Below are 12,522 nucleotides of genomic sequence, written 5' to 3'. Positions count from 1 at the left end.
TTTTTAAGATAACACTTGTAACTTACAGTTTTGTCATGTTAATAGTTTGTTTTGAAATGTTTTTGTAACATAACTATTATCTCCTTGACATACTGCTATGGTACAATTTTGTTATCGTTAAGAAAGACTTAAATATATTTAGATATTTATTAAATTAAGCCAGTCGGAGGAATGAAGAGTGAAAAAAAGTTTAATATCAGCAGTAATGCTAAGTTCAATCGCTTTAACTGCCGTAGGATCACCGATCGCTGCCGCGGCGGACGATTTTGATTCACAGATACAACAACAAGATCAAAAAATTGCGGATTTACAAAACCAACAAGCAAGTGCACAATCACAAATCGAAGCATTAGAAGGACAAATTTCTTCTATTAACGAAAAAGCACAAGATCTATTAACTAAACAAGACACATTACGTAAAGAATCTTCTCAATTAGAAAAAGAAATTGCAGATTTACAAGAACGTATTGAAAAACGTGAAGCAACAATCCAAAAGCAAGCACGTGAAACACAAGTTAAAAATACAAGTTCAAACTACATCGACGCTGTATTGAATGCTGATTCATTAGCTGATGCTGTTGGTCGTATCCAAGCGATGACATCTATCGTCCAAGCGAACCAAGACTTAGTAGACCAACAAAAACAAGATAAACAAGCTGTAGAAGATAAAAAAGCTGAAAATGAAGCAAAACAAAAAGAATTATCAGCAAACCAAGCTACTTTAGAATCACAAAAAGGTGATCTATTAGCTAAACAAGCTGATTTAAATGTATTGAAAACTTCATTAGCTGCTGAACAAGCAAATGCAGAAGATAAAAAAGCTGATTTGAACCGTAAGAAAGCAGAAGCTGAAGCAGAGCAAGCACGTATCCGTGAACAAGCTCGTTTAGCAGAACAAGCGCGTCAACAAGCTGCACAAGAAAAAGCTGAAAAAGAAGCACGTGAACAAGCTGCTGCACAAGCTGCACAATCACAAGCTGCATCTTCTGCTTCATCAACTGTTCAATCTTCAACAACTGAAAACTCATCATCATCTGCACAATCTTCAAGCTCAAGTGCAGTAGTGACTCCTGGGTTTTCATCAACAACTGAAGAATCAACAGTTCCAGAATCTTCAACTTCAACAACTGAAAATTCATCAACTGAATCTTCTACTACTGATTCATCAGTAACAGAAAGTACAACAGTTCCTGAATCTTCAACACAAGAAACAACACCAGCTACACCATCAACACCGGCAACATCTGGAAATGGTTCAACTGGCAATGGCGGTACAACAAACAACAATAATAACCCAGGTACTGTTGTTACACCTCCTACAACACCATCAACACCTTCTGGTAGTGTAAATGGTTCTGCTATCGTAGCAGAAGCTTACAAATACATCGGTGTTCCTTATGTTTGGGGCGGTAAAGATCCAAGCGGTTTTGACTGTTCTGGTTTTACAAGCTATGTTTACAAACAAGTAACTGGCCGTGACATCGGTGGTTGGACAGTTCCTCAAGAATCTGCTGGAGTTAAAATCTCAGTTTCTCAAGCAAAAGCTGGAGACTTACTATTCTGGGGTTCACCTGGTGGAACTTACCACGTAGCGATTGCTTTAGGTGGCGGACAATACATCCACGCACCTCAACCAGGTGAAAGTGTTAAAGTTGGCTCAGTTCAATGGTTTGCACCTGATTTTGCAGTAAGTATGTAAGAATTGATAAAGAGTTAGTCTATGAAAATAGATTAACTCTTTTTTGTTGTAGATTTTATACATCAAAAAGAGCATGAGATAAAGGTTGCTGATTTATCTCATGTTCTAAGTTTAAAACAACGATAGCAATAGAAGAAACCTCTTTGGGAAAATAAGTCATCCTCTTAAAGATTACAGATGTTTTTTTAAGAGTGGGTTCTTATCTCTAGGGAGTTACTATTGCTAAGCTTTTTTGAAAGGGTCTTTATTTTGTAAACTCTTCTGATAGGTCCATAAATTCTTGGATATCTTCTAGGACCATATCGATTCCTGCTTGCCAGAAATCTGGTTTTGTTAGATCGACATCTAAATGTTTTTGTGCTAGTTCTTCCGTTGTCATAGAAGCAGTATCACGTAGCAAGTTAATGTACTCTTGTTCAAAACTTGTTCCTTTTTTATTTGCATAGGCATAGATACCTAAACTAAACAAGTAACCAAAAGTATAAGGGAAGTTGTAGAAAGGTACATCATCAATGAAGAAATGTAATTTAGCTGCCCAGAAATAAGGATGATAAGTAGCTAATGCATCTTGATAGCCTTCTTTTTGTGCTTCCACCATCATTTTTGTGATTTCATCTTCTGAAACTAATCCAGCTTGACGGGCAGTATAGAAGTGATTTTCAAAAATGAAGCGAGAATGGATATTCATGAACATAGCTAGGGCATTTTGCAATTTCGTATCAAGCAGATTGATTTTTTCTTCTTTTGTTTTCGCTGCTTTTAAAGTTGCGTCAGCTACGATCAATTCAGCAAATGTACTAGCTGTTTCAGCAACGTTCATTGCATAATCGCGATTCAACGTTGGTAGATCCCACATAACGCTGCTATGGAAAGCATGGCCTAATTCATGTGCCAGTGTTGAAACTTCATTGATTGAATTACTGTAAGTCATAAAGATTCTAGATTCTTGTGTTTCAGGAAGTTCGGTACAGTACCCTCCTGGGCGCTTGCCGGGACGATCTTCTGCTTCGATCCAACTCTTTTCAAAAGCTGATTTAGCAAAAACGGCCATCTTAGGACTGAATTTTTCAAAGTTTTCAATGATGAATGCAGCTGCTTCGTCAAAAGAAAAAGTTTTTTCCTCTAGATCACCCAAAATGATTGGAGCATCTTGGTCTTGCCATTCCATTTTTTCTTTACCGAAAAGGTTCGCTTTTCTTGTTAGATAGTCCGCAAGTGGTTGTTTGTTCTTTTCAATTGTTGCCCACATCACATCAAGTGTTTCTTTTTTCAGGCGATTGTACTCCAATGGTTTTTGTAAGTAATCCGTCATATCATGAAGTTTGTAAGTCGATAAGCGGAAGCCATCTAAATGGTTCAAAGTATCTGTTAGTAATGGTGCTTTTTCCTGCCAAGCTTCTTCCCATGCGATGAATAATTTTTCGCGGACAAGAGGATCAGGATCACCCATCATTTTGTTAAAGGCTTGTCCAGCAGATAGTTGTGTTATCTTGCCATCTTCTTCAAATGGGATCGCAACTGTTCCAACGATTGTATCGTAATGGCTGCTCCAAGCATTCAAGCCGTCTAATGAGAGTGTATTGATGATTGTTTCTTCAGATTCAGAAAGTAAACGTTCGCCATCTCTTCTAATTTCGTTCATTCGAAAGGCAATAGGAGCAATTTCAACTGATTGTAGCAATTCTTGCCAGTTATTGTCAGATATTTCTGCAAATTTATTCGATAAAATAGTTTCAGCAGATTGCCAACGAGGTAAAAATGAGTATAATTTTGCTGATAAAATTTTTGCTTTAGAATCTTTGACGTTTGCAGACAGTAAAGCGGTGATGTAGCTATTACATTGAGAAAAACCATTTGTCACAGTCTCTTGCAATTTTAATAGTGCCACTAATCCATTGTTAGAATTTGCGGAAAAATGCCATTGGCTGGTTTGTGTGTAAAATTCTTGAATCTGTGCTTCTAGTTGTTCCAATCGTGCGTTTAGTGCCTCGGAATCGCTGCCTCCAGCAAAAATCGAGTCTAAATCCCAGTTTAGTGAATAAGTCATGAAAAAACTCCCTTCATTTTATAATACAATCATTAGTATATCATTATTTTACTGTTTAAGTCTTTAGAAAAAAATTGTTGTTTGTAAAAAAAAGAGCTATGATAAATGACAGAGGTGACTTATGAATTCAATCAAAAAGCAAATGAAGAATGGCAACTTTTATCTGGTGATTGCACTGTTGATCGTGCTTGTCCTGTTTTATAGCTCCTCACAGACTTATGGACAACAGTCACAAGTTTCAAGAATTGATGAATGGTTGCCAAATCAACCGTTTAAAGCTGCATGGAGTGGGATAAGCTTTACTTACGGTGGAAGTATCGTTAGCATCGATCATTTAGGGTACAGTAAATTTGTTGAATTTTTTATTCGAAAGGGGGCACACTTTGGCACTTATTTTATTTTAGGTGGTAGTTTGTTTTTAGGCGTATATCCTAAATTGAAGTTATGGGGATTGACAGCTATTTTAGCTTGGCTTTCAGCAACCGGCTATGCAGGTCTAGATGAATTCCATCAAATGATTACTGGTGGCCGCTCTCCAATGTTCCAAGATGTGATGCTTGATTCTATGGGAGTCTTAACTGCAATTGTGATCTGTCTTGTTATTGGCTTTTTTAGGAAAAAATAAGCAGAACTTGTTGCTTAGACTTTGAATTTACAGGGAGAAAGACTAGAATAAGAGTACATGACTAGTAAGAAGGAGGAGTCAACATGTCAGGACATAGTAAATGGCATAACATCCAAGGAAGAAAGAATGCCCAAGATGCGAAGCGAGGAAAAATATTTCAAAAAATTTCTCGAGAAATTTATATGGCAGCTAAAGCAGGTGGACCTGACCCGGCGATGAATCCAGCTTTACGTTTAGTTGTGGACAAGGCGAAAGCCGCAAACATGCCAAATGACAATGTCGATCGGGCCATTAAAAAAGCAACAACTACCGCTGATGAAGCAAATTATGATGAAGTGACATATGAAGGCTATGGGCCGGGTGGCGTAGCGATTTTAGTCCATGCTTTGACGGATAATCGAAACCGAACAGCGACACATGTGCGAGTAGCTTTCACCCGTAATGGTGGTTCACTGGGAGAAACAGGCTCTGTGGGCTATTTATTCGATCGTAAGGGGTATCTTGCTATTGAACGCGCCGGACTGACGATTGATGAAGATGCTATGTTAGAGAAGGTCTTGGAAGTTGGTGGAGAGGATTTGCAGATCTCACCAGAAGTTTTTGAGATCTATACAGCGCCTGAAGATTTTGCCAGTGTACGAGATCAACTAGAAGAAACATTTACGCTTGCTCAGGCGGAACTAACAATGATCCCTAAAACTACAGTTGTTTTGACTGAAGAACAACGTCAAAAGTTAGAGAATCTAGTCGAAAAATTAGAGGATGACGATGATGTATCTGAGGTGTTTACTTCTGTTGAAGATGAATAAAAAGCGATGAAGCATTAGCTGTAATCAGTATTTCTTTGATAGTTAGAGGTTAGGATAGAAGTGTTTAACTCCGCCATAAATATACCCCTCCTAATAACATAGTAAAAGAGTAACATGGGTTGAATAGAGTGAGGTTCCATAAATTTCTGGCTGAAAAATTTTTTGTACCTATAACGTATTTAATAAATGATCCGCTACAAAAAATGAGAAGAGGCCGATTATTTTTCATCCAAAGAATAATAAAGTCAAAAAAAGTCACGTAACACAGATTCTGTGACGTGACTTTAGGAGTTGAAATTTATTTTTTTCTATCGCCAAACTGCTAAACTAAAAGCAAGTTGTCTAGAAGATCACGACAGGGGTACCTTTTTCTACCATACCAAATAGTTGACTCATAACATTTGGCGGTGTGTTTATACAGCCGTGAGATCCGCGGGTTTTCCATAGTTCTCCACCATAGGCAGGTTGCCAATCGGAATCGTGGATTCCCACACCAGTCCAATCTACGGGCATCCAATAACTTACTGGACTAGCGTAAGGTGTGCCATCGTCATTCGTTCCTTTTAGTGTGGCATTTTTTTCTTTATTCCAAACATAGAAGACCCCGGTTGGCGTAGGTGTGATTGGTTTACCGGAAACGATATCAGTTTCAAGAGCAACTTTTCCATCTTTGTAGTACCACATATGTTGGTTCTGTAAATCAACTTCGATATATGTGTTATCAACTAACTTATGGTCAGCCGTCGTACTTCCTTGAACAAGTGGTGAGCGAGTGAAATCCTTCCCAGCCAAAATTGCTTTTTCAAGAGCTTCAGTTTCAGCATCGGTTGTGATCGTCCAACTATAGCTTCCAGCTGGTACAGTCACTTCACCACGTTTCGTACTTTTGAACTTCGTATCATTGGTGCTTGTGTTATATTTTGTTCCTAAATCTGTTACATATTGTCTGACTTGAGCTGTATCAAGACCGATTTTCCCATCTGTATAAGTCAACCAACTAGCGATGTCAGTAGTTGGGATCTGGAACGTGTCACCGTTGATCGTATAGGTTCCTTTGACAGCAGCGATTTTATTCATCTCATTTAGCTGATCCGCCAAGCTTTGGTCTTTAGCTGTTACTTTTGGCTTTGCGTGGAAATCGGCTAAATTGATTTCATTTTTTCCAGTATTCACAGCATTTTTGATTTCTTTGACAGCAGCTTCTACATCGATTGTGTCACCGTTGACTTCCGGTTTGATCGTGAACGTATCGCCTGATTTTTCGATCGTCGCGTCCTGAGTAGGTTTGCGGTCTTTATTTAAGTTCGTCAATTCAGAAGTTAACTGTTCGATCGTTGCATCTAATTTTTGGTGATTTGTATCTAATGGATCGATTTCTTGATTGTCAGCAGCGGAGACATAAGTCATTCCCCAAGACCAAGCATTTTGTTTTTCTAAAAGAGGAGTCAACTCAGAAGAAAAGTCATCTTTGTAGCCGAGTTCTGATTTTGCAACTTCTTGCCAAACTTTGCCATTCTCTTCAATAGCAAGCTTTTTATTAGAATAAGAATCCTTCAATTTGTCATTTGCTTCGTCAACAGTAAGATTACTTACGTTGATCGAATTGATCTCAGTATTAGGCAAAAAATGTTTTGTATAATATGTACTGCGATAGGTATAAAAGCTGATCAATACGAGGATCACACCGAGAGCAGACAATAAGCCAATGTGCGTTGTTTTTTTACGATGAGAAGATCTTGTCATGGTGACAACTCCTTATTTTTTTAATTTAGGGTGTAACGAGCTAATCATAGCATATTTTACATGAAAAGACGAAGAGAAGAGATGATTTAGTGGAAATTTAATGAAGTATTGCTGTAAAAAAATAAGGTAGAATTTTTTGGAATTCTACCTTATTTCTATTATTTATTTAAAATTATTCAGCGTCTAATTTTGAGAAAGCTTCGTCCAAGATTTCTTTTAATTGTTTAGCTGAAGCAGCCATACGGTCTTGTTCGCTGTCGCTTAGAGGGATTTCGATAACTTTTTGGATACCTTGACGGTTGATAACGGCAGGAGCACCAATGTAGATATCGTTCAATCCATATTCACCGTTCATAAATACGGACAATGGAAGAACAGCATTTTCATCATCAAGGATAGCACGAGTGATACGAGCTAATGCTACTGCGATACCGTAGAAAGTAGCACCTTTCTTCTCAATGATTGTGTAAGCAGCATCACGTACTCCGAAGAATAAGTTAACCATTGCTTCTTCATCAACGTCTGGATTGTTTTTAACCCATTCGTAAATTTGTAAACCAGCAACGTTGGCATGTGACCAAACTGGGAATTCAGAATCTCCATGTTCACCTAAGATATAAGCATGGACGTTACGTGCATCAACGTCAACTAATTCAGCAAGTGCTTGACGGAAGCGAGCTGAGTCAAGTGAAGTACCAGAACCGATAACGCGTTCTTTAGGGAAACCTGAGAATTTCCAAGTTGAGTAAGTTAAAATATCTACTGGGTTAGCAGCAACTAAGAAAATACCATTGAAACCTGATTCAACGATTTGTGTTACTACGTCACGGTTGATTTTTAAGTTTTTGTTTACTAAATCTAAACGAGTTTCGCCTGGTTTTTGAGGTGCACCAGCTGTGATAACAACTAAGTCAGCATCATGTGCATCTGCATAAGTTGCAGAGTAGATTTTTTTAGGTGAAGTAAATGCTAATGCGTGTGATAGATCAATTGCATCTCCTTCAGTTTTTGCTGTGTTGATATCTACGATACCAACTTCTTGTGCGATATTTTGAGTAACTAATGCAAATGCATAGCTAGAACCTACGGCACCGTCTCCGACAAGAATTACTTTTTGATGATCTTTTTTTTCTGCAGCTGCAGTCATTGTATATCAATCCTTCCATTGATTTTGTCTTTTCCCATGACTATGCTAACATTTCTCAAGCCTGCTGTCACGCTATTTGGCTACAAAATATAACAGATAACACGGTTGTATTATATGTAAAAGCTTACATGTGCGTTATTTCACTATTTTCTAAAAGCAATGATTTCATTAAACTTTGAAGAGTTCTTTAATTATTTTATCATTTTTTAAGAATTCTCTTTTAGTTGAAACACGGTTATATGTGTTATACTATAGTAGAAAGTAAAAATAGAAAATTGCGTCAAGGACTGGATTGCTTTATTTGCGCTCCAGCCTTTTGTGTTGCTTTTTTAGATTAGGTGGAATGAACAATGAAAATGATCGTTGGGCTTGGAAACCCTGGAACGAAATATGAACAAACAAAACATAATATTGGCTTCATGGTCGTTGATCGTATGGCGAAAGAACATCAAGCAATGTTTAAAAAAAATACATTTGAAGCAGAGGTCGCTGAATTTTTCTACAATGGCGAAAAAATCCTTTTAGTCAAACCACAAACATTTATGAATGAGTCAGGACGTGCTGTAGGGCCGTTGATGACTTATTTTGGCATCTATCCAGAAGAGTTAGTCGTTGTGTACGATGATTTGGATCTTGCCCTAGGAAAAATCAGATTGCGTCAAAAAGGAAGCGCTGGTGGTCATAATGGCATAAAAAGCATCATCTCGCATTTGAATACGAATGTATTTGATCGGATCAAAGTTGGGATCGGTAGACCTGAAGGAAAGAAAACCGTGGTGCAGCATGTGTTGAGCCCATTTAGTAAAGAGGCAAAGCCTTTGATCGAAGCAAGTATTGACCAATCCGTTAAAGCGTTAGGATTCATGCTCGAAGGACATTCGTTTATCGATACGATGAATCAATTCAATTAAGGAAGGAGAAAAAGTAATGGATATCATCCAAATGATTGGGAAAGATTCGCAAGTCAAAGAATGGATCAACCAATTAGAAGAGAAGACACCAAGACAACTAGTTACAGGATTAGCGGGCTCAGCAAAAACATTGTTGTTCGCACGCGCATTCAAAAAAACAAAGAAAAATCTGATTGTCTTGATGCCTAATCTTTATTATGCAAATCAGTTGGCTGAAGATCTTCAGCATGTTTTGCCAGCAGAACAGATCCATTCATTTCCAGTAGATGAAGTACTGTCTGCAGAAATGGCGTTCTCCTCTCCAGAAGCACGAGGAGAACGAGTGGCTACTCTAAATGCACTACAACAAAAGCAACCAGGTATTTACCTTTTGCCAGTAGCGGCTCTTCATAAACGATTACCTCAACCAAAAACTTGGCAACAAGCACAACTGAACTGGCAAGTCGGTGAAGGGATTGATCTCGCAAATCTTCCGCAGCATTTTGCATTGATGGGCTATGAGCGGGTAGAAATGGTGGCAAAACCTGGAGAATACAGCATCCGTGGAAGTATTATCGACATCTATCCACTAACCATTGACTATCCTGTCCGCGTTGAACTGTTCGATGTCGAAATTGATTCCATGCGCTATTTTGAACCAGATACACAGCGTTCGATCGAAAAAATAAACGAGATCTGGATCGCCCCTATGAGTGAACAAGTATATGGGCAAGAGGATTTGCTTCACGGAATCAATCAGGTTGAAACATTATTGGAAAAGAAATTAGCAACTACTTCTGAAAAAACAGATCGTGCCTTTTTAGAAGATTACTTTGGCCAATTGGTTTCACAGTGGCAAGCGGGAAACCCTACGGAAGAAGCTAAATTTTATGCAGATCTGCTTTACCAAACAGAAACGACGATCCTTGATTATTTCCCAACTAACAGCTTGTTGATCGTAGATGATTATCAACGAATCATGGAAACAAATCGAGAAATGGAACGTGAAGCCGCAGAATGGCAAACTCAAAAGATCAGTGAACTCCGTGTATTTTCTGAACAGTTACTAGTCAGTGATGTGCATAAACTTGTTCAAAAAGAAAAATTTATTACTACTTTTTTTGCACTTTTTCAAAAAGGAATGGGCAATTTACGTTTTCAAGCTATCCATAATTTCCAATATCGCACGATGCAGCAATTTTTCGGACAGATGCCCTTATTAAAAACCGAAATGGATCGTTGGCGAAAACAGGGGCAAACGGTTGTTATCTTTATCCCGACAAAAGAGCGGATAAAAAAAGCAGAACAGATGCTTCGGGATGAGGAGATATTAGTAGTAGAAACGGAACAAGACAAATTGATCCGCGGACAAGTTCAATTAGTAGAAGGTGCCTTACAAACTGGATTTGAGTTGCCACAAGAAAAAATCGTTGCGATCACGGAAAAAGAGATTTTCCAAAAAACAACGAAAAAACAAACTCGGCGACAAACAGTAACCAATGCAGAACGCCTAAAAAGTTACAATGAACTTAAAGCTGGAGATTATGTCGTCCATGCGAATCACGGGATCGGTAAATATATCGGTATGGAAACGTTGGAAGTGGATGGGGTCCATCAAGATTACATGACGATTCTTTATCAAAATGATGATAAGCTATTTATACCAGTCACACAATTGAACCTTATTCAAAAATATGTTGCTTCTGAATCGAAAGCACCGCGTATCAATAAATTAGGTGGAAGTGAATGGACGAAGACAAAACGAAAAGTGTCTTCTAAAATCGAAGATATCGCAGATGATCTGATCAAACTTTATGCAGCCAGAGAATCTGAAAAAGGGTATGCTTTTGGACCGGATGATGGGTACCAGAAAGAATTCGAGAATGCTTTTCCATATTCTGAAACAGATGACCAATTAAGAAGTGCAGCTGAGATCAAGCGTGATATGGAGAAAGAAAAACCGATGGATCGATTGCTTGTAGGGGATGTGGGCTATGGGAAAACCGAAGTTGCCTTACGGGCAGCTTTCAAGGCCATCAAGGAAAGTAAGCAAGTAGCCTTTCTAGTCCCTACTACGATTTTGGCACAGCAACATTACGAGACCATGCTTGAACGTTTTGAAGGATTTCCTGTCAACATTGGCTTATTAAGTCGATTTAGAACAAGGAAACAACAGAAAGAAACGATCGAACAATTACGCACAGGTCAGATCGATATTGTCGTTGGTACGCATCGAATTCTTTCGAAAGATATAGAATTTAGTGATTTAGGCCTATTGATTATTGACGAAGAGCAACGTTTTGGTGTAAAACATAAAGAACGATTGAAACAATTGCGTGCGCAAGTGGATGTATTGACATTGACAGCAACACCGATTCCGCGAACATTGCATATGTCGATGTTGGGTGTTCGGGACTTGTCAGTGATCGAAACTCCACCAGCGAACCGTTATCCGATCCAAACCTATGTTATGGAGAAAAATCCCGGCGCAATCAGAGAAGCGATCCATCGAGAAATGGGAAGAGGCGGACAAGTTTTCTATCTATATAATCGTGTCGAAACGATCGAACGTAAAGTAGAAGAAATACAAGCATTGGTATCAGAAGCCCGCATTGGATTTGCTCACGGGCAGATGACAGAAGCACAATTAGAAAATACGCTGTTTGATTTTATCGAAGGACAGTATGATGTGCTAGTCACGACTACGATCATCGAAACAGGTGTCGATATCCCGAATGCCAATACATTATTTGTGGAAAATGCCGATTATATGGGCTTGTCTACGCTTTATCAGTTACGAGGACGTGTCGGGCGTAGCAATCGTGTCGCCTACGCTTATTTCATGTATGAACAGCAAAAAATTCTTAATGAAGTGAGCGAAAAAAGGTTACAAGCAATCAAAGATTTTACGGAATTAGGTTCAGGGTTCAAAATCGCGATGCGTGATTTATCGATCCGAGGAGCAGGAAATCTTTTAGGTGCCCAACAACATGGCTTTATCGATGCTGTTGGTTTTGATATGTATTCTCAAATGTTGAGTGAGGCAGTTTCACGAAAACAAGGGAAAAATAATCAAGTCGAAAAAACATCAGTTGAGATCGATCTTGGTGTCGATGCCTACTTACCAGAGGAATACGTCTCAGATCAACGACAAAAAATCGAGATCTATAAACGTATCAGAGAACTTGACTCACAAGAAATGCTTGATGAGCTGGAAGATGATTTGTTGGACCGTTTTGGTGAATATCCTGAAGAGGTCGCTCATTTATTGACGATCGGTCAGATCAAAATGGATGGTGATCGTGCATTGATCGAAACGATTCGCAAACAAGAGCAAAAACTAGTCTTTACGTTAAGCAAGGTTGGAACAAAACGTTATACGGTGGAACAACTTTTTGAAGCACTGACAGCAACAAAATTAAAGGCCAGTCTAGGTGTTGAAAAGGAAAAAATGGTGATCCGATTAACGATTCCCAAAGCGACAGATACTGCGAGCTGGATGCAAGAGATCCAACGTTTTGTGAAAGCATTACGTGAACAAAAATATGCTGTAGCATAGGAA

The 12,522-nt window shown here is 38.6% G+C and carries 8 protein-coding genes; 5 read left to right on the top strand and 3 right to left on the bottom strand.

Features of this window, described 5'->3' with window-relative positions; translation table 11 throughout:
• The first annotated feature begins 178 nt into the window (after positions 1 to 178).
• Positions 179 to 1,699, top strand: coding sequence for a C40 family peptidase (locus tag DVW83_RS03245; protein ID WP_137239034.1), 1,521 nt, complete (start codon positions 179 to 181; stop codon positions 1,697 to 1,699).
• 244 nt (positions 1,700 to 1,943) lie between these two features.
• Here DVW83_RS03245 and DVW83_RS03240 read toward each other — a convergent pair whose 3' ends face one another.
• Positions 1,944 to 3,746 (bottom strand): M3 family oligoendopeptidase, encoded by a 1,803-nt coding sequence (locus DVW83_RS03240; protein ID WP_104660497.1) that lies wholly within the window; start codon positions 3,744 to 3,746, stop codon positions 1,944 to 1,946.
• Between the two features lie 121 nt (positions 3,747 to 3,867).
• On the opposite strand from DVW83_RS03240, the gene DVW83_RS03235 reads away from it, so the two are divergent.
• Complete coding sequence (locus tag DVW83_RS03235) at positions 3,868 to 4,371, top strand: VanZ family protein (protein WP_104660496.1); 504 nt, start codon at positions 3,868 to 3,870, stop codon at positions 4,369 to 4,371.
• An 83-nt stretch (positions 4,372 to 4,454) separates the two neighbouring features.
• Positions 4,455 to 5,180: a YebC/PmpR family DNA-binding transcriptional regulator gene (locus tag DVW83_RS03230; RefSeq protein ID WP_104660495.1), complete on the top strand. Its 726-nt coding sequence runs from the start codon at positions 4,455 to 4,457 to the stop codon at positions 5,178 to 5,180.
• Positions 5,181 to 5,522: 342 nt separating this feature from the next.
• Here DVW83_RS03230 and DVW83_RS03225 read toward each other — a convergent pair whose 3' ends face one another.
• Together DVW83_RS03225 and DVW83_RS03220 are read right to left on the bottom strand one after the other, a co-directional pair.
• Complete coding sequence (locus DVW83_RS03225; RefSeq protein WP_104660494.1) at positions 5,523 to 6,923, bottom strand: L,D-transpeptidase family protein; 1,401 nt, start codon at positions 6,921 to 6,923, stop codon at positions 5,523 to 5,525.
• Positions 6,924 to 7,095: 172 nt separating this feature from the next.
• Positions 7,096 to 8,070 carry an L-lactate dehydrogenase gene (locus tag DVW83_RS03220; RefSeq protein ID WP_005875171.1) on the bottom strand — a complete coding sequence of 325 codons (975 nt, stop codon included), beginning with the start codon at positions 8,068 to 8,070 and terminating at the stop codon, positions 7,096 to 7,098.
• Positions 8,071 to 8,420: 350 nt separating this feature from the next.
• On the opposite strand from DVW83_RS03220, the gene pth reads away from it, so the two are divergent.
• Both pth and mfd read left to right on the top strand, forming a co-directional pair.
• Positions 8,421 to 8,981, top strand: a complete 561-nt coding sequence (pth, locus tag DVW83_RS03215) for an aminoacyl-tRNA hydrolase (protein WP_104660493.1) — start codon at positions 8,421 to 8,423, stop codon at positions 8,979 to 8,981.
• A gap of 16 nt (positions 8,982 to 8,997) precedes the next feature.
• Positions 8,998 to 12,519 (top strand): transcription-repair coupling factor, encoded by a 3,522-nt coding sequence (gene mfd / locus DVW83_RS03210; protein ID WP_137239032.1) that lies wholly within the window; start codon positions 8,998 to 9,000, stop codon positions 12,517 to 12,519.
• The last annotated feature ends 3 nt before the right edge of the window (positions 12,520 to 12,522 follow it).

It is taken from the genome of Enterococcus sp. VV15, assembly GCF_005236045.1.
Lineage (GTDB): Bacteria > Bacillota > Bacilli > Lactobacillales > Enterococcaceae > Enterococcus_B > Enterococcus_B durans.
Note: the sequence above shows the minus strand (reverse complement) of the source record. Positions and strands in the feature narration are given on the sequence as shown.